The following is a 21,353-nucleotide window of genomic DNA, read 5'->3' as shown; positions in this document are numbered from 1 at the left end:
AGGATGACAAAACATGAACAGATCCTTCAACATATTCGTACCTTGGATGTGGGAAGTAAGATCTCCGTTAGGCAAATTGCCAAAGCCCTCCAAGTGAGCGAGGGAACAGCGTACAGAGCAATAAAGGATGCAGAGAACCAAGGCATCGTTAGCACTATTGAGCGAGTAGGTACGATTCGGATTGAAAAAAAACAAAAAGAGAACATTGAAAAGCTGACGTTTGCGGAAGTTATTAATATTGTGGACGGACAAGTCCTCGGTGGACGAGACGGCTTATATAAAACCCTTAGTAAATTTGTAATCGGTGCCATGAAAGCGGAAGCCATGATGCGATACGTGGAGCCTGAGAATTTACTTATCGTTGGTAACCGTGAGCAAGTGCACAAGATGGCCCTTGAATCAGGGGCAGCTGTCTTAATCACAGGTGGGTTTGATACGAATGATGAAGTAAAGGCATTGGCGGACAGTCTTGAGTTGCCGATTATGTCCACCACGTATGATACGTTTACCGTTGCAGCGATGATCAACCGGGCTATCTATGATCAATTAATTAAAAAAGAAATTCTTATGGTAGAAGATATCCTTATTCCCCATGACGAAACATACTTGATGACAAATGCACACACTGTTGAAAAGTGGCATGAGTTAAACAAGCGAACGAGCCATAGCCGCTATCCGGTTATTGATGAAGTAGACGGAAAGCTTCTAGGAATGGTCACAGCAAAAGATGTGATGGGTGTAAGTCCGTTTGTAGAAATTGAAAAGGTAATGACGAAACAGCCGATAGCGGTCACGTCCAAAACATCTGTAGCATCAGCAGCTCACCGAATGGTCTGGGAAGGAATTGAACTTCTCCCGGTAACCGATTCCGGTCGAAGGCTCTTAGGAGTAATCAGTCGACAAGATGTATTGAAAGCATTACAAATGATTCAAAGACAACCGCAAGTAGGAGAGACTATTGAGGATCTCGTTACGCGCCACTTTGAGGACATATCGTCTTCACAAGAGCATGTCTATCGTCTAGAAGTGACACCACAAATGACGAACCATCTTGGTACCGTTTCATATGGGGTCATGACAACGATTGTGACAGAAGCAGGAAGCAGGGTGCTAAGGAAATATAAAAAAGGGGATCTTGTTGTAGAGAACATTACCCTCTTTTTTATCAAACCAGTACAGATCGATAGTGAGATGAAAGTTTATCCGAAGGTGCTGGAGGTCGGCCGGAAGTTCGGTAAGGTCGATGTGGAGATTTTCCACGAAAATCAGATCGTCGGAAAGGCCATGATTATGGCTCAGTTAATCGATCGCTAAAGGTGAAAACGCTGGTATTTAATGTTTTAGCCTCAAAAAAGACTGCTGCCGAATTTCGGCAACAGTCTTTTCATTTTATTTAGCAGGTTGTTCTTTTGATTCTTGCTTCCGAATCTCTTCTACTTCTTTTCGAGCATATGGGAGGAACGTCTTGTAATTTTTTAATCCAAAAAAGACATTGATCCCGCCATAGATGATGAAAATGACACCAATTGTAGTTGCGACGGACGTACCCAAGTTAATCATGGCGTTTAAGCCGAACGTACCAATGGCGATTCCGACAGCCACACTGGCTTTGGAAGAATACCAACGACTTTCCATCAAGCCGCGAGCTTTTGTTTGCTGAACTTTAAAATAAACGAACAAAACAAAGGAAACGACAATGATGATAGGAATTAGCATAAAAAATCTCCTTTTATCTAACAGCTATGGATGCTGCGAATATCACGAACGCTTTCTTAGTTAAAATAGCACACTTTCTGTTTTTATATCAAGGTTGTTCACAACATTGTATAATGTGTAAATATAAGATACTCTAAAGCTAATCACGTCAAATTGAACAGGAGATTGGATAATGAAGCAACGTATCATTGAAAAAATTAAACAATACGAAACGATTATTATACATAGACATGTAAGACCGGACCCGGATGCCATTGGTTCACAGGCAGGTCTAAAAGAATTGATTTTGGAAAACACGGAAGGGAAAACGGTTCTCCTAGCGGGGGAGGATGACGGAGAGTTTTCTTTTCTTAAAAAAATGGATCACGTTAAAGACGAAGACTATCAAAATGCCCTTGTCATCGTATGTGATACAGCCAATGTTCCTCGTATTGACGACCAGCGTTACAAAGATGGGAAGACGTTAATTAAAATTGATCATCACCCTGAAGTGGATGCTTATGGAGACGAATCGTGGGTGGATGTTGAGGCGAGCTCCACATCAGAAATGATTTGTGAGCTTTTTGAAGAATGGAGCAAAGAAGGTGCGCGATTAAGTGATGAAGCCGCGCGTCTTCTATACGCAGGGATCGTTGGTGACACTGGGCGATTCAGGCACCCAAACACGACAGATCGTACGTTTTACTGGGCTGGTAAATTGATTGAAGGCCGTTTTTCAAGAACGTCGTTATACAATGCGATGTACGAAAAATCCATTGATCTAGTTCGGATGGAGGGGTACGTTTTGTCAAATGTAGAGTTGATGCCTTCTGGCGCTGCTTACATTAAACTTCCGAAGGATCTCCTTGAAACGTACAAAGTTGATGCGGGAATGACAGCAAGTATCGTAAACTCTTTTTCAACATTAAAAGGTGTTAAGGCATGGGTCTTTTTCGTGGAAGAGGAAGATGAAATTCGTGTTCGTCTTAGGTCAAAAGGGCCTGTTATTAATGATCTGGCGGCACGTTACCATGGTGGGGGGCATCCGATGGCCTCTGGTGCAACGGCTTACTCATGGGATGAGGCTGAACGCCTTTTGAAAGAATTAGACGAAATCTGCGAAAGATACAAGGAGTAGAAAAAAAGAGCGGACGCGACTGTAAATCACAGTGGCGTCACGCTCTTTTTTTAGGGATGAACCAAGAACCTGCATCTGTTTGTTCTTCAATGACGTCAAGTCCCATAGATTTAATCTCTTTTCGAATGAGGTCAGTCACTTCCTGCGTCTCGGCGAAAGCGGAAAATCCAGCTTGAATTCGTTGTACCTTTTCTTTAGCCAATTTACTTCTGCTCATGATTTTCATGTGTAAGTACCTCCTTCTCACCATTTATATGCTATGTGTGCGACTGTGTATGTGTGATTGGTTTCTATTACCATTATACCTCTTTTTGGAGAAGGGGAACGAATTTTCGTAAAGGTTCAAAAAATTGCCACAGATCATTCTGCCGAGTGAATGGTAATATCAAGCTCTAATACCGAGTATATCGTTGTATTTTCAATTTTCAACTGATAATACTTTTCGTTGATACCGAATCGTTTATTTTCGATTGCTTTTTTTAGAACATCTTTTGTCATATGAACGTTCTCAAGGCTTTTGTTCCGAACCAGTTCGAGCTCACTTTCCACTGCACCTTTTAATTCGAAAAGTGTGAGCTCACTTAAATTCACTTCGGATTCGTTTAGAAAATTTATTTTAATCTCTTGGACTGTAAGCATTTGTTGTAGCTGACGATTTTGTTCATCTTGATCCTTTCGAAGAATTTCGATTGTTTTTTCGTGGCTTTCGATCGTTGACCGTTGTTTCCCAATCTCCATTCGCAAATGCTCGTGAACATAGCCGAAATTATATAAAAAAAAGAGCCACCCGATTAACATCCCCAAGATGACTCCGGCAAAAAAACGTTGCCAGCTTTTATCATGATAAAATGGAGGAATTCTCATTTAATTCCCTCCTGAGTAATCCATTGGATAAGTACAGTTCCACTGTGGGCACCGCAAAGGGCCGCGAATATCATAAATAGTGTTTTAACAATATCTGCATGCGTTCCCCCGAAGATCCCACGTTCCAAGCTTGAAATCGCATCGAATGTACCCCCAATGGCAGCAACAAGTGCCCATATCTTCAAGCTAGAGGCGAGGTCGTGCATAATGGACATTGGTGGTTTACCAATGAGATAAGCGCCGATGCCACCTACAATCGAGCCTCCGAGAATGACACCGAAAGCCACAAAAAAATCAATAATCAACGTCGCTAAAAAATCCCTATCCATCGTCAATCCCCCCGCACCGGTTTTGTACAACCATTACTACATGTCTATGGAAATAAAATAAACTTATGATAGATATTCGTCCTAGGTGTCACAAACATCTGTTTGCGTTACAATAGTAAAAACAATACAAAGGAGAGGAGGGGTGCCGGTGAGTTTTGTTCACCTTCACGTCCACAGCGAATATAGTTTTTTATATGGTGCGGGAAAGATCAAAGAGTTGGTTAGTCGTGCAAAGGAGCTCCAAATGCCAGCCCTCGCCCTAACGGATAAAAATGGAATGTACGGAGCTGTGCCTTTTTACAAAGAGTGCCACAACCAAGGTGTAAAACCTGTTTTAGGTGTGGAGCTTACGGCGAAAAGTCAAAGAGGGGCCTTGTTTCAGCTCGTGTTATTGGCTAAAAACAACAGAGGGTTTGAAACGTTAATGCGTCTAACGTCGCTGGCGTATGAGCACGCTGAAAAGGGAGTGCCCGTTCTTCCTGTTTCCTCATTCAACGAAATAGACGCAGAGACGATGTTTGCGATCTCTCCCTTCGATGGAGGGATTGTACAACAGCTGGTCCGTGATGGAAAAGGGGAAGAAGCAAGGGAAACCCTCTTTGCTCTGGAAGATACGTTCGGCAAGGACCATGTTTTTATTGAGTTACAAATGCACGAACGAGCAGAAGAACGAGAACTACTTATACAACTTCGTAATTGGGAAAAGGATGGGGGAAAGGCAATTCCTTTTGTAGCTACCAATCACGTTCAATTCGTACGTAAAGGACAAGAACGTGCGCATTCTGTTGTTCAAGCGATCGGGCGTGGAGAAACCCTTGCGGAGCTGCCTTCTTTTGTTTCCTCTACTGAATATTACTTGAAGACAGAGGAAGAAATGAAGGCTATTTTTCATGCTTGGCCAACAGCAGTTGAAACGGCTCTGAAGATTGCTGAAAAGTGCAATGTGAAAATCAATTTCGGCAGTCAGGTTCTACCCGCTTATCCTGTGCCAGACGGAAAGTCTCCAAGCTCCTACTTAAGAGAGGTATGTGAAGAAGGGGTAAAGAATCGTTTCGGTGATTCCCCTGAAACAAAAGTGTGGGAAAGGCTTGAGTATGAGCTTTCTGTTATACATAAAATGAATTATGATGACTACTTTTTGATCGTTTGGGATTTCATGGCCTACGCTCATGATCGAGGCATGCTTACCGGCCCTGGGCGTGGCTCGGCTGCTGGGTCTCTTGTTGCATACGTACTTCAAATAACGGATGTTGATCCGTTGGCGTATGATCTTTTATTTGAACGTTTCTTAAATCCTGAACGGGTATCTATGCCCGACATTGATATCGATTTCCCTGATGATAGAAGAGACGAAGTGATTCACTATGTTGCCAAGAAATATGGACGAGATCATGTAGCACAAATCATAACGTTTGGAACCCTAGCTGCAAAAGCGGCATTAAGAGACGGTGGGCGTGTGTTAGAAACGCCTTCGCGCCTAATCGATAGACTGGCAAAGCTCATTCCTTCAAAGCCAAACATTACATTGGAAGAGGCGAAAAAAGACGTTCCTGCGATCAAAAAACTCCTTGACGATCATGAAGAGCTAGCTGAATTGTTTCACATTGCAGTAGAAATCGAAGGACTCCCAAGACATACGTCCGTACATGCTGCGGGGGTAGTCATTAGCAAAGAAAAACTTACCGACGTTGTACCTGTCCAAACAGGTAATGATAACATGCTTCTCACCCAATATCCGATGGGCGTATTGGAAGAGTTGGGTTTATTGAAAATGGACTTCTTGGGACTTCGGAATTTGAGCTTTATTAAGAATATCGTTCGTTTAATTCAAGAGGACCATGGGGTGAATATTGATATTAAAACGATTCCTTTTGATGACCCGAATGTGTTTGCTATGCTCTCGGAAGGGGATGCCAGTGGTGTTTTTCAGCTTGAATCGTCTGGAATGCGAAGTGTGTTAAAAAGGCTAAAGCCTACGGAATTTGAAGATATCGTAGCGGTCAATGCATTATATCGTCCAGGTCCAATGGAGAACATCCCTGTTTATATTAAAAGAAAACATGGAGAGGAGCAGATCCGCTATCCCCATCCGGATTTAGAGCCAATTCTTCATAAAACATACGGCGTGATGATTTACCAAGAGCAAATCATGCAGATTGCTTCAAAAATGGCAGGGTTCTCTCTCGGAGAAGCGGATATTCTTCGTCGTGCTGTAGGGAAGAAAAAGCGTGAGGTACTAGAGAAAGGCCGTGAACAATTCGTATCAGGGGCGATAAAGAAAGGCTATGAAACTGAGGATGCAAACAAGGTGTATGACTTGATCGTGCGCTTTGCTGATTACGGATTTAACCGAAGCCATGCGGTGGCATACAGTATTATTGCTTATCAGCTTGCTTACTTAAAAGCGAATTATCCTACTTCTTTTTTGACCTCCCTTTTGTCAGGAGTTGTGCACCATCAAGACAAGATGGCGGAATACATCTCAGAGGCCAGAAGGAAAGGAATTCAAATTAAAGGACCGTCCATACACAAAAGTGACTCTCGTTTTACTGCGAAAGAAAATGACATCCGTATTGGTTTAAATGCCATTAAAAATGTTGGCGTTCAAGCCATTGAAGCGATTATGGCTGAACGGAAAAAAGAGCCTTTTCACGATTTGTTTGATTTGTGTGCTCGGATTCCACCGAGGTCTTTACCAAAGCGAACCATTGAAGCTCTTATTGTGTCAGGAGCTTGTGATGAATTCGGTATACACCGTGCCGGTCTTTTGGCTAATCTGGATGCAGCTCTTGAGTATGGGGAAAAGCTAAACGAAGCGAATAACCAAAAGGGTAGCCGGCTGTTTGATGAACCTGTTGAAAAACCCAATTACTTTGATGTGCCTCCTTTTGGAGAACAAGAGTCACTAAGCTTTGAAAAGCAAGTGCTCGGCTTTTATGCATCAAACCATCCTGTCCACTCCTATTCTAGTGTTTTGGGTGGGTATCAGCGTTCGACCATTAAACATACATTGGAGAACAGTAGTGAAGGCACCGTCGTACGCATTGCCGGTCTTATAGAAGAAACGAAAGTGATTAAGACGAAAAAAGGGCAACAAATGGCTTTCTCCGTCCTTTCTGATGAAACGGGTGAAATAGAGGTGACTCTCTTTCCAACTGTTTTTGAAGCATACAGATCCATTGCTGAAAAAGGAAAGTTGGTCTTTCTTGAAGGACGAACAAGCTGCCACAACGGTCAAATGAAGTTGAATGGCGATAAAATGACACTACTCGATAAACTGAAGTCAGGGAAAAAGAGTGAAAAAGAAAGCGTCCTTTATTTGAAGCTTGATCATGATCATCAGGATCCAGGTTATAGAGAAAGGCTAAAGAGAATGCTTAAAGATGACCCAGGTGATATGACGGTTGTGTTATATGATGAAAAGCTAAAAAAGGTGTACAGATTAAATCATGAGTGGAATGTATCAGGAGAAAAAAGTCTACAGATCAGGCTTAAATCTTTATTAGGAGAAAAAAATGTCGTAGTAAAACAAGAATAGGTGTATAAGTGGACAGGATTTGTTATAATGAAACTTGTCCAAAAGTGGTCAGACCACCACGGAAATAGAAAAAGGGACTATACCCTTTACTACAATAACAGGAATGAGAAATCAAAAAGGAGTGGAAGAATGGCGACTTTACGAGAAGAAGCATTACATATGCACCGGGTGCATAAAGGGAAGCTCGAAACAGTATCAAAAGTGGCAGTGAGAAATGCACAGGACTTGTCACTAGCCTATTCACCTGGCGTTGCAGAACCATGTAAAGCCATTTTCGAAGATCCGCAAACTGTGTACGAATACACCATGAAAGGAAATATGGTTGCTGTTGTTTCCGATGGCACTGCTGTTCTTGGTTTGGGAAACATCGGACCGGAAGCTTCACTTCCGGTTATGGAAGGAAAAGCGGTGTTGTTTAAATCTTTTGCAGGTGTAGATGCCTTTCCTATTTGTTTAAATACAAATGATGTGGACGAGATTGTCCAAACAGTAAAGTTAATGGAGCCTACTTTCGGCGGAGTAAATTTAGAAGATATTGCTGCACCGAGATGCTTTGAGATTGAAGAACGATTAAAAAAGGAAATGAATATTCCTGTTTTTCATGACGACCAACACGGAACAGCGATCGTTACAGCAGCTGGACTTTTAAATGCTTTAAAGATTACTGGAAAGTCCATGGCCGAAATTAAAGTCGTTATTAACGGTGCTGGTGCAGCGGGTATTGCAATCATAAAATTGCTCTTGAGCATGGGATGTAAAGAGGTCATCTTGTGTGATTCAAGAGGAGCCATTTATGAAGGACGTTCATCAGGCATGAATGATCTTAAACACGAAATGGCACAAGTAACAAACAAAGGGAAACTTGAAGGAAGTTTAAAAGATGTGATTGTAGATACGGACGTATTTATCGGTGTATCTGTAGAAGGAGCCCTTACAAAAGAAATGGTACAAAGTATGAATCCAGATCCGATCATCTTTGCCATGGCTAACCCTACACCGGAAATCATGCCGGACCAAGCAAAAGAAGCTGGCGCAAGTGTTATTGGTACAGGAAGGTCCGACTTCCCGAACCAAGTGAATAACGTTTTAGCGTTTCCGGGCATTTTCCGCGGAGCTTTGGACGTATATGCTACTCATATTAACGAAGAAATGAAAGTAGCTGCAGTTAAGGCCATTGCCGGCCTCGTTGGCGATAGTGAATTGAATGTGGACTACGTGATTCCTGCACCATTTGATCCCCGTGTAGCTCCTGCTGTTGCAAAGAGTGTAGCGATTGCAGCGATGGAAACAGGTGTAGCAAGAAAGAAAGTTAACCCAGATGATGTAGAAAAAAAGACGAAACAATTAACTATGATTGATGAAAGTAAATAAATTAGTGGTTCCTTTATGCCATTGATGCTTTGGAAGATGTCTTATCAGGTCACGAAAGCCTTTTAGGGCATCTTCTACAATTGTGAACGAAAGCAGGTGGACCTTGATGACCTCACCAGCTAATAAAGTATATCTGAATATTTTAAAAGAGTTGGATCGTATCATCCATACAGATAACCTTCTACCAGGAGACAAACTCCCTTCCGAAAGAGAGCTTGCAGAACGATTGGAAGTTGGTCGATCTTCAGTGAGGGAAGCTCTTCGTGCTTTGGAGCTATTGGATTTAATTGAGACTCGTAAAGGTGAGGGGACGTTTATTCAACGAGCTGGAGGACATAGGCTGGCTGAAATACTAGCGAGCTTTTTCTTAAGAGACACAAGAGCTCGTCAAGATGTAACTGAAACGAGGTCGATCATTGAGATTGAAGCTGTCCGATTAGCATGCAGAAGGGCTACTGAGGAACAAATGGAGAAGTTGAAGCACCTAATCGAGCAGTCTAAACAAACGTGGGCTGATGGGGTTATTCCTGTAGAAGAAGATTACTTGTTTCATAAAGCGCTTGTTGAAAGTTGTCATAATAAGTTGATGCTAAATATTTGGCGACCTTTAGTAGAGTATAGCAAAGTAGCTTTAAAAGAATCCCTTTCCAGGAGCGGGCGTCCTGAGGATGCCATTCATGAGCATGAGAGAATTTTAGAGGCAATTACGAGTAGAAATGAAGAGGATGCTGTTCAAGCCCTTTCAAAACACCTCGAAAATAGTCGGTTTTAAAAGAATAATGAAGATAAAGATAACACGAACAATCTTGAATTCGTCTATCCTTGAGTGGTATGATGGAAAAAATTTACGAATTACAGGTAAAGAATACCCTTTTGAATAATGAAGCTGGATCTTATTTAGAGATGGATAAAGAGGTGATATGTATGTTACGGGATCTTTTTTCAAAGAAGAAAAAGAAATATGCAACCATACCTTCCGAAGAAGCAAAGCAAGAGGTACCGGAAGGCCTGATGACGAAGTGTCCCCAATGTAAAAGCATAATGTATACAAAAGAACTTAAAAAGAATCTCAGTGTTTGTGATTCATGTGGCTTTCATCATAGACTAACAGCTTATGATCGTTTGGATACGATCTTTGATGAGGGTACTTTCGAAGAGTTTGACCAAAATATCATTTCTAAAGACCCCCTAGACTTCCCGTCATATCCTGAAAAATCCCAATCCGACCGGGAGAAAACCGGTTTAAACGAAGCTATTGTAACTGGAAAAGGGAAGATTGACGGCTATCCAGCCGTTGTTGGCGTGATGGATGCTCGTTTTCGCATGGGGAGTATGGGATCGGTTGTAGGTGAAAAAATTGTTCGTGCAATTGAACGAGCAATTGTAGAGGACATGCCATTTATTCTTTTCGCCGCATCGGGCGGAGCAAGAATGCAAGAAGGCGTTTTCAGCCTCATGCAAATGGCAAAAACGAGTACTGCCTTAAACAAGCTGCATAATGCAGGCGGTTTGTTTATTTCAATTATGACACATCCAACTACTGGTGGTGTTTCAGCAAGCTTTGCGTCCCTCGGAGATATTAACCTTGCTGAACCCAAAGCATTGATTGGCTTTGCAGGTCGAAGAATCATTGAACAAACGATTCGCCAAGAATTACCTGAAGACTTCCAGACTGCAGAATTCCTCCTTAAACATGGTCAATTGGACCGAGTGGTGGAGCGTAAAGACATGAAGGATACTCTTAAAACAATACTGAGCATCCACTCACCTTTGAGTGAGGGTGAAGTTGAAGAACAAAAAGAGCCGAATGAACAGGAGGTGTAATCATGGCTGAAGATTTACCATTTGAAAAACCGATTACGGAATTACGTACCAAAATTTCGGAATTGAAATCATTTACTGCTGAAAAGGGAATTGATCTTTCAGGAGAAATTGAAAAGCTGGAATCGAGAATGGAGCAATTGGAAGAGGACATTTACGGGAATATGAGCCCGTGGAATCGAGTGCAGATTGCAAGGCACAACAACAGACCGACAACGCTTGATTACATCGAGCGTTTGTTTACAGATTTTTTGGAGTTGCACGGAGACCGCTTGTACGGGGATGATGAGGCCATTGTAGGTGGAATTGCAAAATACAAAGGTCAGCCGGTCACAGTCATCGGCCACCAGCGAGGTAAAGGAACGAAAGAAAATCTTCGTAGAAATTTTGGGATGCCCCATCCGGAAGGCTATCGCAAAGCGATGCGTTTGATGAAACAAGCGGAAAAGTTTAATAGACCGATTATTAACTTTATCGATACTAAAGGAGCGTATCCTGGTATTGCAGCTGAAGAGAGAGGACAGAGTGAAGCCATTGCCCGAAACCTTATCGAAATGGCAGACCTAAGTGTTCCTGTTATCTGTATTGTTATCGGAGAAGGCGGAAGTGGTGGTGCCTTGGCTCTTGGTGTAGGGGATCGCATTTATATGTTAGAGAATTCGACTTACTCTGTTATTTCCCCGGAAGGTGCAGCCGCGCTCTTGTGGAAGGATTCAGGCCTTGCTCAGCGAGCAGCTGAAACAATGAAAATCACGGCGCCGGACTTAAGAGAACTTAAGCTTATTGATGGCATTATTCCTGAGGTAAGAGGGGGCGCTCATCGAAATATCGAGCAACAGGCAACGTATATTGATGAAACGCTTACCAATGCCCTTAAAGAATTGTCAGAAATCGATCAAAGTGAAATTGTTGAAAAACGTCACGAAAAATTTAAAAACATTGGACCTTACGACTATGTAAACGGTACCAATGGCGCCAATTAAGGAAAGCAGCCATCCCTTGTCGGGGCGGCTGTTTTGTTTGGGTAAGGATGTCTATTGCTATAAGGTTTTGAAAGTGTTATTTTTATTACTGCGATATGAGTATAAACGCCAATCAAGGATAGTATAAGAAAAGCTTAGGATAAAGATGTGAAACTTTTGTCCCGGTTTTTAAGCAAGCTTTCTTTACACATAAAAGTTAAATGAAGAGGTGAAGGAAACGAATGAAGCGCATTGGAGTGTTAACAAGTGGTGGGGACTCCCCAGGGATGAACGCAGCCATTCGTGCAGTTGTTCGTAAAGCAATCTACCATGACCTTGAAGTCTATGGTATCTATCAAGGATATGCCGGTTTAATTAGTGGCCAAATTGAAAAATTGGAATTAGGTTCTGTAGGTGATATCATCCACCGTGGTGGAACGATGCTTTATACAGCTAGATGTGAAGAATTCAAAACATTGGAAGGTCAAAAGAAAGGTATTGAACAGCTTAACAAGTTCGGTATCGAAGGCCTTGTTGTTATTGGGGGAGACGGCTCTTTCCAAGGTGCTCGTAAACTAACGGAGCATGGCTTCCCGACAATTGGAGTTCCGGGAACGATTGATAATGACATTGCTGGAACGGACTATACCATTGGTTTTGATACGGCGTTAAACACAGTGATTGACGCCATTGATAAAATTCGTGATACAGCTACTTCTCACGAACGTACATACGTTGTGGAAGTGATGGGACGTGACGCAGGGGACCTTGCTTTGTGGGCAGGACTTGCGGATGGTGCCGAGACCATCTTGGTTCCTGAAGTAGATTACAACATGGATGATGTTGTATCCAGACTTAAGCGCGGTGCTGAACGTGGTAAAAAGCACAGTATCATTCTTGTTGCTGAAGGCGTAGGTTCTGGTGTAGATATTGGTCGCGAAATTCAAGAAAAAACGAATTTTGAAACACGAGTGACTGTGTTAGGTCACATCCAACGTGGAGGCTCACCAACGGCTTCCGACCGTGTTCTCGCAAGTCGTTTAGGAGCTAAAGCGGTTGAACTCCTAATCAACGGAAAGCAAGGACAAATGGTTGGTATTGAGAAAAATGTTCTCGTCTCTCATGACATTGAGGAAGCTTTGTCAAGAGAACACACGATTGATGAAGAGATGTATAAATTGTCTCAAGAACTTTCCATTTAAGATTCTGTGTACAATGCCTTGGACCCGTTGTCCTTGTGTGTACACTAGTGTTAGATAGCAAGATATTCGAGGAGGATTTTTAATATGAGAAAAACAAAGATTGTATGTACGATTGGACCTGCGAGTGAATCGATTGAAAAACTATCCAGCTTAATTGAAGCGGGAATGAACGTTTCAAGGTTGAACTTTTCACACGGTGATTATGAAGAGCACGGTGCTCGTATCCAGAACATCCGCTCTGCTGCTGAAAAAGCGGGAAAGAAAGTCGCGATTCTTCTTGACACAAAAGGACCTGAAATCCGTACACAAACTTTAGAAGGTGGACAAGCCCAGCTTGAGCGCGGTTCTGAAGTCATTGTTTCCATGACTGAAGTAGTAGGGAATGCTTCCAAGATCTCCATTACTTATCCAGGTCTTATTGACGATGTTCACGAAGGTTCTATTCTTCTATTGGATGATGGATTAATTGAACTGCGCGTGAAATCCATCGGTGACGGTGAACTTGTAACCGAAGTCGTTAACAGTGGTTTGTTAAAAAACAAAAAAGGTGTAAACGTACCTGGTGTAAGTGTAAATCTACCGGGAATCACAGAAAAGGATGCTAATGACATCGTCTTCGGTATCGAGCAAGACGTTGACTTTATCGCAGCTTCTTTCGTCCGTCGTGCTTCTGACGTCCTTGAGATTCGTGAGCTTCTTGAAAAGCACAATGCCTCTCACATTCAAATCATTCCGAAGATCGAAAACCAAGAAGGTGTCGATAACATCGATGAAATTCTTGAAGTATCTGACGGTTTGATGGTTGCTCGTGGAGACCTAGGAGTAGAGATTCCGGCTGAAGATGTACCACTTGTTCAAAAAGAACTCATCAAAAAGTGTAACCGCCTTGGTAAGCCGGTTATCACAGCTACTCAAATGCTTGACTCCATGCAACGTAACCCTCGTCCAACACGCGCGGAAGCAAGTGACGTAGCGAACGCGATCTTTGATGGTACTGATGCTATTATGCTTTCTGGTGAAACGGCAGCAGGAACATACCCTGTAGAGTCTGTTCAAACAATGAACAACATTGCAAAGAAAGCTGAAACTGCTCTTAAGTACGAAGATATCCTTCGTCGTCGCAGTAAAGAAAGTGAGCACACGATCACGGATTCAATCAGTCAATCTGTAGCGCACACTGCTCTTAACTTGCAATCGTCGGCGATTTTAACTGCAACAGAAAGTGGTCACACGGCGCGTATGGTATCCAAGTATCGTCCGCAAAGCCCGATCGTTGCGATCACTCACAGTGAGCGCGTATGCCGCTCATTATGCCTTGTATGGGGCGTGCACCCTCAACTGGGACCTAAGGCTACAACAACGGACGAAATGCTTTCTTCCGCCGTTGAAGAGTCTCTGAAGACAGGCCTTGTAAACCATGGTGACCTTGTTATTATCTCTGCTGGTGTACCGGTTGGTGAAAGAGGAACGACAAACATCATGAAAGTCCACGTTGTAGGTGAAGTTGCTGCCAAAGGACAAGGGATCGGACGTAAAACTCGTTCCGGTAAAGTCGTCATTGCGAAAGACGGAAGCGAAGCTGTTCAAAAGATGGAGCAAGGGGCAATCCTTGTAACAACTAGCACGGACCGTGACATGATGGATGCGTTCGAAAAAGCATCTGCTGTGATTACAGAACAAGGAGGACTTACTTCTCACGCAGCAGTAGTAGGTCTAAACCTTGGAATTCCTGTCATCGTTGGAGTAGAAGGGGCTACTGACCTCTTTGCAGACGGAGACGAAATTACAGTCGACGGAAGCCACGGAAACATTTACAAAGGTGTAGCAAGCGTACTGTAAAATTATAAATAGAGCCGGTTTCATTGAAAATGAAGCCGGCTTTTTTTTGTATGAATCTTGGAGAAGTTAGGGGCAGGCATGATGGGAGACATGAGGACGTTGAAGGTGAGTGAGCGCGGAGCCTTTTATAATGAATGTTTCAGATAATATACTGAATCCAGGCCGGTTTAAGATGAATCTTTTGAACATATACTGAATCCTTCGCCATTTATAATGAATATCTCGAATATATAATGAAACCTCTAGTTTCTTACTGCCCGCCCCCCTATAAACGAACGAGTCTCGATTGGACGCTCTCACCTTCCTCGACAAAACCCTTAAAAATAGCTAAAATAAAAGGGTAGTCACATGTACGTCTCACGTCTTGGGTGCTATAGATACACATTAAAGGAGACGGTCTTTTATGGGAAAACTATTTTTACTTTTGCTCATTGTGGTACCTGCTTTGGAAATCGGAGTGTTGGTCCTTTCCGGCAACACCATCGGGATCATCCCAACGATTTTACTCATAATTGCAACAGGGATCTTAGGAGCCGCCCTTGCTAAAAAAGAGGGGTTAAACGCCATCCGAACGGCACAAATGCAAACCACTCAAGGCCAGGTGCCTAGCGGTGTTTTACTAGATGGTATTTGTATTTTGGTAGGGGGAGTGGTTCTTCTTACCCCAGGCTTTATTACAGATGCACTTGGATTCTTTTTACTAATTCCACAAACCCGTGCGATCTTTAAAGGCTTCTTGCAACGGATGTTTGAACGCTCCATACGATCGGGTAATGTTGTTTTTTATCGCGGGCGTAAGTTTTAATGTGAAGATGACAAACAAACCGGCTGTTTATCACAGCCGGTTTGTTTATTACGTTTTTCCATTTCCGATAACATAACGAACGACTTCATGTATAATACCTGCCCTAACCAAGGACTGAAGGATAATGAGGATCATTGGACCAAGTAGTAGTCCGGCAAAGCCGAGAAGTTGGTAGCTTAAGAACAATGTAATCAAGAGAGGTAACGGATGGACCCCGATATGCCGCGATAACACTTTCGGCTCTGCAACTTGTCTTTGAACCACGACAATACCGTATATAATACTTAAGCCAATCGACATAAACCAATCACCTGAAAAGAAGCTGTATAAGATCCAAGGAATAAATACAATCCCCGTCCCAAGGTAGGGCAACACATCTACAATGGCGATTAATACGGCAGTGGTAATGGCATGTTTTACACCGAGAATGAGAAGTCCAATGACAACGATTGTTCCTGTCATGGCAACGAGAATAAACTGCGCAATCACATAACCGGATATGGCTTTTCTCCACTCTTCTGACATTCTTTTCACATAACGGACGGCCTGGTCTGGAACGAGTCGGTGGTACCAACTGAGAATAAGCGGCCAATCCTTTGTAATAAAAAATGCCGAAAGAATTGAAAACAACATGATCGTTATCGTATTTGGCAAACTTAATAGCAACTCTGCAAAGCCGTTTAAAAGGATTTGGATAAATTCACTTGCCTTTTGCGTTATCTCTCCTGTAATGGATTGAATGGACTGAGTGACTGTATCCTGTTGACCGGAGTCAAGAGACAAGACAAGGTGATTGATTTTGTCGTAAATAGGAAGGGCTGTGTTCATGACCCAATTTTCAATAGTAAATGCCATGTCCTTTATGTAACCAGGGAGGACACCGGATAAATAGATCAGTCCATTGGCCACTTCAACAGCAGCTACAGTAACAAAGGCGAGAAGAGCCACAATAAGACCAATCATAGCCAAGAGTACGGATGCAGAGCGTGACCATCCGAACCCTCGTTCCACTTTGTTTACTAGAGGAAGAAGAAGGAGAGCTAAAATAAAACCGATAACAAAAGGATATAAAAAACGGATAATCAAGTATCCTCCTAAAAGAAACAGGAGTGAAAAAGCTATAACAACACCGGCCCGAATTAAGGGAGCAGTCCATTTAGGCACAAATCTCGCCTCCTCTCTTCTCCATACTATGATGAAGAATGGGAAGACATGCCGGCTTGTACAATAGGTAAGGAGAGAATTACTATGTTCGCACCATCAACATTATTCATGCTCGTTTTATTAGGTATAGGTCTCATCGCTAAAAATCAATCGCTCATCATTGCAGTTGTTGTATTGTTATTAATTAAGTGGGTGGGGTTAGGAGACAAAGCATTCCCATTACTTCAACAAAAAGGCATCCACATTGGCGTGACGATTATTACGATCGCCGTATTGGTCCCGATTGTGACAGGTCAAATCGGATTTAAGGAACTCGTGGAAGCAACAAGATCATCCTATGCATGGATAGCTCTAGGAGCGGGTATTTTTGTTGCTATTATTGCTGCTAACGGGGTAGAGCTTTTACAAAACGATCCTCACATTACAGCTGCTCTCGTTTTTGGAACCATTTTGGCTGTAGCCCTGTTCAACGGTGTTGCTGTAGGGCCACTCATTGGGGCGGGAATTGCGTATATGGCAATGAGAATCGTGTCATTTTTCACCTCGATGGGTGGGTGAAATTGTCACTGTACGTGAACTGTCAAACAAATTAAAATAATAGTATAAGTTAGAATCTTGCTTTGATTTAATAATTTAAAGTTCACAAACTTGTAAAAAATCGTTATAATATTAGTTGACTGTTGAAAAATGTATTTGAACTACAAGAGTTTAAACTCCTTGAAAACATTCTAGAAAACGCTTACCATCGATGGGGGATATGACTTACATAGGAGATTGAACGAGGGAGATTGAAAGTGAATGTTATTTTACTAAAACAAATCCCTTTAAAATTTGCGACAATGTTCCCCAATGCCTTGATCCGCTTAAGAAACCTTTATGATCAACGACTGATGAAGTTTTTTTGGGAATCGTTAAGGGAATAAGGAGTAAGTCCACGAAAAAATAATGAACTAAAGGAGAGGTTGGTATGAGTACGACAAAAGGTTTGGAAGGTATTGTAGCAACAACATCCAGCGTAAGTTCTATTATTGATGGAGTATTAACGTATAACGGATATAACATCGACGATTTAGCCGATTATGCCACGTTTGAAGAGGTCGTTTACTTGCTTTGGAATCACAAACTCCCATCTCAAGAGGAGCTTGATTCGTTTACAAAAGAGTTGAACGGCTACTCAGCTGTGCCAGATCAAGTGCTAGAACAATTGAAAACGTATCCAATCGATAAGGTGCATCCGATGGCAGCATTGCGTACGGCTGTATCGAATCTAGCATTGTTTGATGAAGATGCAGATGAGATGACAGAGGAGGCGAATCGTAAAAAAGCGATGAAGCTCCAAGCTCAAATGCCAACGATAGTTACAGCCTTCGCTCGTATTCGTGAAGGCAAGGAGCCGATTGCACCTAAGCCGGAACTAAGCTATGCTGCAAACTTCCTTTACATGCTAAACGGCGAAGATCCGGACGAGACGTCAATCGAAGCTTTCAACAAAGCGTTAGTTCTTCACGCAGACCACGAGCTTAACGCTTCCACATTTACAGCACGCGTATGTGTAGCGACACTTTCTGATGTTTACTCAGGTGTGACGGCAGCGATTGGTGCACTTAAAGGTCCTCTTCACGGTGGGGCAAACGAGCGTGTAATGGCAATGCTCTCAGAAATTGGTGAAGAAGATAAAGTAGAAGACTACATCCATAAAGCTTTAGCTAACAAAGAAAAGATTATGGGATTCGGACACCGTGTTTATAAAGATGGCGACCCTCGTGCGAAGCACTTGAAAGAAATGAGTCGTCAACTGACTAAAATCACGGGTGAGACAAAATGGTATGACATGAGTGTGAAGATCGACGAGATTGTGACAAGTGAAAAAGGACTTTTACCAAATGTCGATTTCTACTCCGCTTCTGTTTATCACAGCCTAGGTATTGAGCATGACTTATTTACGCCAATCTTTGCGGTAAGTCGTGTGTCCGGATGGTTAGCTCACATCCTTGAGCAATATGAAAACAACCGTTTGATCCGTCCTCGTGCAGAGTATGTAGGACCGGATAAGCAGGCTTGGGTACCGATTGAAAAACGATAATTTACGAATTTTTTAGAGAAAATTGAAGGGAAAAGCGACCTCTATGACGAAAGGAGTAGAGGTGTGCATTTTTCTTTCATTACATAATGAATGACACTTAGGAGGTTTTTACAAATGGCAGAACGTATTACAGTAAACAATGGGGTACTTAACGTACCAAATAATCCGGTGATTCCTTACATTGAAGGTGACGGTATTGGTCCTGATATTTGGGCGGCCGCTTCCAGTGTAATTGAAGCAGCTGTAGATAAAGCTTATAATGGCGAAAAGAAAATTGAGTGGAAAGAAGTTTTGGCTGGACAAAAGGCATTTGATCAAACAGGTGAATGGCTTCCAGAAGAAACGTTAGAAATGATTCGTGAATACTTCATCGCGATCAAAGGTCCTCTTACAACACCAATCGGTGGAGGCATTCGTTCTTTAAACGTAGCTCTTCGTCAAGAACTTGACCTTTTTGCATGTGTTCGTCCAGTTCGTTGGTTCGAAGGTGTTCCATCTCCGGTTAAACGTCCTGAGGATACAGATATGGTTATCTTCCGTGAGAACTCTGAAGATATCTATGCAGGTATTGAATATGAAAAAGGTTCAGATGAAGCGAAGAAGTTAATCGCGTTCCTACGTGATGAGCTTAATGCTACGAAAATTCGTTTCCCAGAAACGTCTGGTATCGGTATTAAACCAGTATCTGAAGAAGGGACTCATCGTCTTGTGCGCTCTGCAATCCAATATGCATTGGATGAAGGTCGCAAGAGTGTAACACTTGTTCACAAAGGAAACATTATGAAATTTACAGAAGGCGGATTCAAAAAGTGGGGCTACGAGCTTGCTGAGAAAGAATTCGGCGATAAAGTATTCACATGGGCTGAATACGACAAAATTACAGAAGAGAGCGGTCGGGAAGCTGCAGACAAAGCTCAGTCTGAAGCAGAAGCAGCTGGCAAAATCATCGTAAAGGATTCCATTGCTGATATCTTCTTACAGCAGATTCTTACTCGTCCAAAAGAATTTGACGTAGTAGCAACAATGAACCTTAACGGGGACTACGTTTCTGATGCACTTGCTGCACAAGTAGGTGGAATTGGAATTGCACCTGGTGCAAACATTAACTACGACAGTGGTCATGCGATCTTTGAAGCGACTCACGGAACAGCACCTAAGTATGCTGGTCTTGATAAAGTGAATCCATCTTCCGTATTATTATCCGGTGTTCTTATGCTTCGCCACTTAGGTTGGAACGAAGCTGCTGACATGATCGAGAACTCTATGGATAAGACGATTGCAAGCAAAGTTGTAACGTATGACTTCGCTCGTCTAATGGATGGAGCTACGGAAGTGAAATGTTCCGAGTTCGGTCAAGAACTAATTAAAAACCTGTAATAGAAAAAGCGTTCCGTCTTTTGATAGATGGAACGCCCTCTTTCTTTCATAAAAGTTGTTTAAAAGACGTTCATGTAGTCTGAAGAAACGAGGCTATAAATATTGGCCCATCCTTTCCGCTACATGTTAATTTTCTTAATTTCAAGTGCATTTCAAAAGGAGTCACCTTTAGGAAAAAGCATAACAACATTACAATAGTGAGAGGGGAACAAGAAAATGACAATTAAACGCAGAAAGATTACGGTTGTTGGTGGAGGATTTACAGGAACAACGACAGCACTTATGGCTGCTCAAAAAGAGCTAGGTGATGTTGTATTAGTAGATATCCCCAACAATGAAGATCCAACAAAAGGAAAAGCACTCGATATGTTGGAGGCTTCTCCTGTACAAGGCTTCGATTCCAATATTGTCGGTACGTCCAACTACGAAGATACTGCCGGCTCTGATATTGTTGTAATTACAGCTGGACTCCCACGTAAACCCGGAATGAGCCGTGACGACCTTGTTAACACAAACGCGGACATTATGAAAAAAGTGACGCGAGAAATCGTTAAATTTTCTCCGGATTGCTACATTATTGTCTTAACTAATCCTGTTGATACGATGACTTACACTGTGTTTAAAGAGTCCGGATTCCCTAAAAACCGTGTGTTTGGCCAGTCCGGCGTTCTTGATACAGCCCGCTTCCGTACTTTTGTGGCCCAAGAGCTTAACGTAAGTGTGGAAGATGTCTCCGGATTCGTACTTGGTGGCCATGGTGACGACATGGTACCAATGCTGCGATACTCCTATGCAGGAGGAATCCCGCTTGAAAAGCTGATTTCAAAAGAGCGTCTTGATGCCATTGTTGAGCGTACGCGTAAGGGTGGCGGAGAAATTGTAAACCTTTTAGGCAACGGAAGTGCTTATTATGCACCCGCGGCTTCCATTGTACAGATGGTGGAAGCCATCCTTAAAGACAAAAAGCGCATTCTCCCCACGATTGCTTATCTTGAAGGTGAATATGGCTACAGTGACATGTATTTAGGTGTCCCAACTGTCATTGGCGGCGGTGGAATCGAGAAGATTCTTGAGCTTGATCTTACTGAAGAAGAAAAAGCTGAGCTTAAAAAATCTGCTGATTCTGTAAACAACATCTTATCTCTTGTAAAATAAAGTCGAAACA

General features: G+C 42.5%; 19 protein-coding genes. 14 read left to right on the top strand and 5 right to left on the bottom strand.

What is annotated here, in order from left to right; all coding sequences use genetic code 11:
• The first annotated feature begins 3 nt into the window (after positions 1-3).
• Entirely contained in the window at positions 4-1,314 is a 1,311-nt protein-coding gene (locus G476_RS0113985) for a DRTGG domain-containing protein (protein WP_026690655.1), read from the top strand.
• 75 nt (positions 1,315-1,389) lie between these two features.
• Here G476_RS0113985 and G476_RS0113980 read toward each other — a convergent pair whose 3' ends face one another.
• Positions 1,390-1,716 (bottom strand): YtpI family protein, encoded by a 327-nt coding sequence (locus G476_RS0113980; protein ID WP_026690654.1) that lies wholly within the window; start codon positions 1,714-1,716, stop codon positions 1,390-1,392.
• Between the two features lie 172 nt (positions 1,717-1,888).
• On the opposite strand from G476_RS0113980, the gene G476_RS0113975 reads away from it, so the two are divergent.
• Positions 1,889-2,833: a DHH family phosphoesterase gene (locus tag G476_RS0113975; RefSeq protein WP_035186526.1), complete on the top strand. Its 945-nt coding sequence runs from the start codon at positions 1,889-1,891 to the stop codon at positions 2,831-2,833.
• A gap of 37 nt (positions 2,834-2,870) precedes the next feature.
• Here G476_RS0113975 and G476_RS0113970 read toward each other — a convergent pair whose 3' ends face one another.
• From G476_RS0113970 to ytrH, 3 genes are all read right to left on the bottom strand, one after another.
• Positions 2,871-3,059: a YtzJ family protein gene (locus tag G476_RS0113970; protein WP_026690652.1), complete on the bottom strand. Its 189-nt coding sequence runs from the start codon at positions 3,057-3,059 to the stop codon at positions 2,871-2,873.
• A gap of 134 nt (positions 3,060-3,193) precedes the next feature.
• Positions 3,194-3,697 carry a sporulation membrane protein YtrI gene (gene ytrI / locus G476_RS0113965; RefSeq protein ID WP_026690651.1) on the bottom strand — a complete coding sequence of 168 codons (504 nt, stop codon included), beginning with the start codon at positions 3,695-3,697 and terminating at the stop codon, positions 3,194-3,196.
• Entirely contained in the window at positions 3,694-4,026 is a 333-nt protein-coding gene (ytrH, locus tag G476_RS0113960) for a sporulation membrane protein YtrH (protein WP_051314810.1), read from the bottom strand. The genes ytrI and ytrH overlap by 4 nt, the downstream gene beginning before the upstream one ends.
• A 148-nt stretch (positions 4,027-4,174) precedes the next feature.
• Here ytrH and dnaE point away from each other — a divergent pair, with 148 nt between their 5' ends.
• The 8 genes from dnaE (at position 4,175) to G476_RS0113920 (ending at position 15,564) form a co-directional block, all read left to right on the top strand.
• The gene (gene dnaE, locus G476_RS0113955; RefSeq protein ID WP_026690649.1) at positions 4,175-7,564 is read left to right on the top strand and encodes a DNA polymerase III subunit alpha; all 3,390 of its coding nucleotides are present in this window, start codon (positions 4,175-4,177) and stop codon (positions 7,562-7,564) included.
• A 129-nt stretch (positions 7,565-7,693) separates the two neighbouring features.
• Complete coding sequence (gene ystJ, locus G476_RS0113950; protein ID WP_026690648.1) at positions 7,694-8,935, top strand: NADP-dependent malic enzyme; 1,242 nt, start codon at positions 7,694-7,696, stop codon at positions 8,933-8,935.
• A gap of 106 nt (positions 8,936-9,041) precedes the next feature.
• On the top strand, positions 9,042-9,707 hold the full coding sequence (locus G476_RS0113945; RefSeq protein WP_026690647.1) for a FadR/GntR family transcriptional regulator: 666 nt from the start codon (positions 9,042-9,044) through the stop codon (positions 9,705-9,707).
• A 152-nt stretch (positions 9,708-9,859) separates the two neighbouring features.
• Positions 9,860-10,759, top strand: coding sequence for an acetyl-CoA carboxylase, carboxyltransferase subunit beta (accD, locus tag G476_RS22065; protein ID WP_051314863.1), 900 nt, complete (start codon positions 9,860-9,862; stop codon positions 10,757-10,759).
• A 2-nt stretch (positions 10,760-10,761) separates the two neighbouring features.
• Complete coding sequence (gene accA, locus G476_RS0113935; RefSeq protein WP_026690646.1) at positions 10,762-11,739, top strand: acetyl-CoA carboxylase carboxyl transferase subunit alpha; 978 nt, start codon at positions 10,762-10,764, stop codon at positions 11,737-11,739.
• A gap of 221 nt (positions 11,740-11,960) precedes the next feature.
• Entirely contained in the window at positions 11,961-12,920 is a 960-nt protein-coding gene (gene pfkA, locus G476_RS0113930) for a 6-phosphofructokinase (RefSeq protein WP_026690645.1), read from the top strand.
• Positions 12,921-13,004: 84 nt separating this feature from the next.
• On the top strand, positions 13,005-14,759 hold the full coding sequence (pyk, locus tag G476_RS0113925) for a pyruvate kinase (protein WP_026690644.1): 1,755 nt from the start codon (positions 13,005-13,007) through the stop codon (positions 14,757-14,759).
• Between the two features lie 403 nt (positions 14,760-15,162).
• On the top strand, positions 15,163-15,564 hold the full coding sequence (locus G476_RS0113920; RefSeq protein ID WP_026690643.1) for an FxsA family protein: 402 nt from the start codon (positions 15,163-15,165) through the stop codon (positions 15,562-15,564).
• Positions 15,565-15,612: 48 nt separating this feature from the next.
• Here G476_RS0113920 and ytvI read toward each other — a convergent pair whose 3' ends face one another.
• Positions 15,613-16,728 carry a sporulation integral membrane protein YtvI gene (gene ytvI / locus G476_RS0113915; protein ID WP_026690642.1) on the bottom strand — a complete coding sequence of 372 codons (1,116 nt, stop codon included), beginning with the start codon at positions 16,726-16,728 and terminating at the stop codon, positions 15,613-15,615.
• A gap of 84 nt (positions 16,729-16,812) precedes the next feature.
• Here ytvI and G476_RS0113910 point away from each other — a divergent pair, with 84 nt between their 5' ends.
• The 4 genes from G476_RS0113910 to mdh all read left to right on the top strand — a co-directional run bounded on the left by G476_RS0113910 (position 16,813) and on the right by mdh (position 21,343).
• On the top strand, positions 16,813-17,286 hold the full coding sequence (locus G476_RS0113910; RefSeq protein WP_026690641.1) for a DUF441 domain-containing protein: 474 nt from the start codon (positions 16,813-16,815) through the stop codon (positions 17,284-17,286).
• A 409-nt stretch (positions 17,287-17,695) separates the two neighbouring features.
• Complete coding sequence (gene citZ / locus G476_RS0113905; RefSeq protein ID WP_026690640.1) at positions 17,696-18,811, top strand: citrate synthase; 1,116 nt, start codon at positions 17,696-17,698, stop codon at positions 18,809-18,811.
• Positions 18,812-18,925: 114 nt separating this feature from the next.
• Positions 18,926-20,188, top strand: coding sequence for an NADP-dependent isocitrate dehydrogenase (gene icd / locus G476_RS0113900; RefSeq protein ID WP_035186524.1), 1,263 nt, complete (start codon positions 18,926-18,928; stop codon positions 20,186-20,188).
• Positions 20,189-20,404: 216 nt separating this feature from the next.
• A complete protein-coding gene (gene mdh / locus G476_RS0113895) occupies positions 20,405-21,343 on the top strand; it encodes a malate dehydrogenase (RefSeq protein ID WP_026690638.1) in 939 nt (312 codons plus the stop codon).
• Positions 21,344-21,353: the final 10 nt, after the last annotated feature.

The sequence above is a fragment of the Alteribacter aurantiacus DSM 18675 genome (assembly GCF_000429705.1).
In the GTDB taxonomy this organism is placed as follows: domain Bacteria; phylum Bacillota; class Bacilli; order Bacillales; family Salisediminibacteriaceae; genus Alteribacter; species Alteribacter aurantiacus.
Note: the sequence above shows the minus strand (reverse complement) of the source record. Positions and strands in the feature narration are given on the sequence as shown.

What these genes read in the sequence shown, in the direction of transcription:
- G476_RS0113970 (WP_026690652.1), bottom strand. Translation starts at nt 3,059, where the DNA reads ATGAAAATCATGAGCAGAAGTAAATTGGCTAAAGAAAAGGTACAACGA.
- ytrH (WP_051314810.1), bottom strand. Translation starts at nt 4,026, where the DNA reads ATGGATAGGGATTTTTTAGCGACGTTGATTATTGATTTTTTTGTGGCT.
- mdh (WP_026690638.1), top strand. Translation starts at nt 20,405, where the DNA reads ATGACAATTAAACGCAGAAAGATTACGGTTGTTGGTGGAGGATTTACA.
- G476_RS0113920 (WP_026690643.1), top strand. Translation starts at nt 15,163, where the DNA reads ATGGGAAAACTATTTTTACTTTTGCTCATTGTGGTACCTGCTTTGGAA.
- pfkA (WP_026690645.1), top strand. Translation starts at nt 11,961, where the DNA reads ATGAAGCGCATTGGAGTGTTAACAAGTGGTGGGGACTCCCCAGGGATG.
- G476_RS0113910 (WP_026690641.1), top strand. Translation starts at nt 16,813, where the DNA reads ATGTTCGCACCATCAACATTATTCATGCTCGTTTTATTAGGTATAGGT.
- ystJ (WP_026690648.1), top strand. Translation starts at nt 7,694, where the DNA reads ATGGCGACTTTACGAGAAGAAGCATTACATATGCACCGGGTGCATAAA.
- accD (WP_051314863.1), top strand. Translation starts at nt 9,860, where the DNA reads ATGTTACGGGATCTTTTTTCAAAGAAGAAAAAGAAATATGCAACCATA.
- G476_RS0113975 (WP_035186526.1), top strand. Translation starts at nt 1,889, where the DNA reads ATGAAGCAACGTATCATTGAAAAAATTAAACAATACGAAACGATTATT.
- ytrI (WP_026690651.1), bottom strand. Translation starts at nt 3,697, where the DNA reads ATGAGAATTCCTCCATTTTATCATGATAAAAGCTGGCAACGTTTTTTT.
- citZ (WP_026690640.1), top strand. Translation starts at nt 17,696, where the DNA reads ATGAGTACGACAAAAGGTTTGGAAGGTATTGTAGCAACAACATCCAGC.
- pyk (WP_026690644.1), top strand. Translation starts at nt 13,005, where the DNA reads ATGAGAAAAACAAAGATTGTATGTACGATTGGACCTGCGAGTGAATCG.
- accA (WP_026690646.1), top strand. Translation starts at nt 10,762, where the DNA reads ATGGCTGAAGATTTACCATTTGAAAAACCGATTACGGAATTACGTACC.
- G476_RS0113945 (WP_026690647.1), top strand. Translation starts at nt 9,042, where the DNA reads ATGACCTCACCAGCTAATAAAGTATATCTGAATATTTTAAAAGAGTTG.
- G476_RS0113980 (WP_026690654.1), bottom strand. Translation starts at nt 1,716, where the DNA reads ATGCTAATTCCTATCATCATTGTCGTTTCCTTTGTTTTGTTCGTTTAT.
- icd (WP_035186524.1), top strand. Translation starts at nt 18,926, where the DNA reads ATGGCAGAACGTATTACAGTAAACAATGGGGTACTTAACGTACCAAAT.
- G476_RS0113985 (WP_026690655.1), top strand. Translation starts at nt 4, where the DNA reads ATGACAAAACATGAACAGATCCTTCAACATATTCGTACCTTGGATGTG.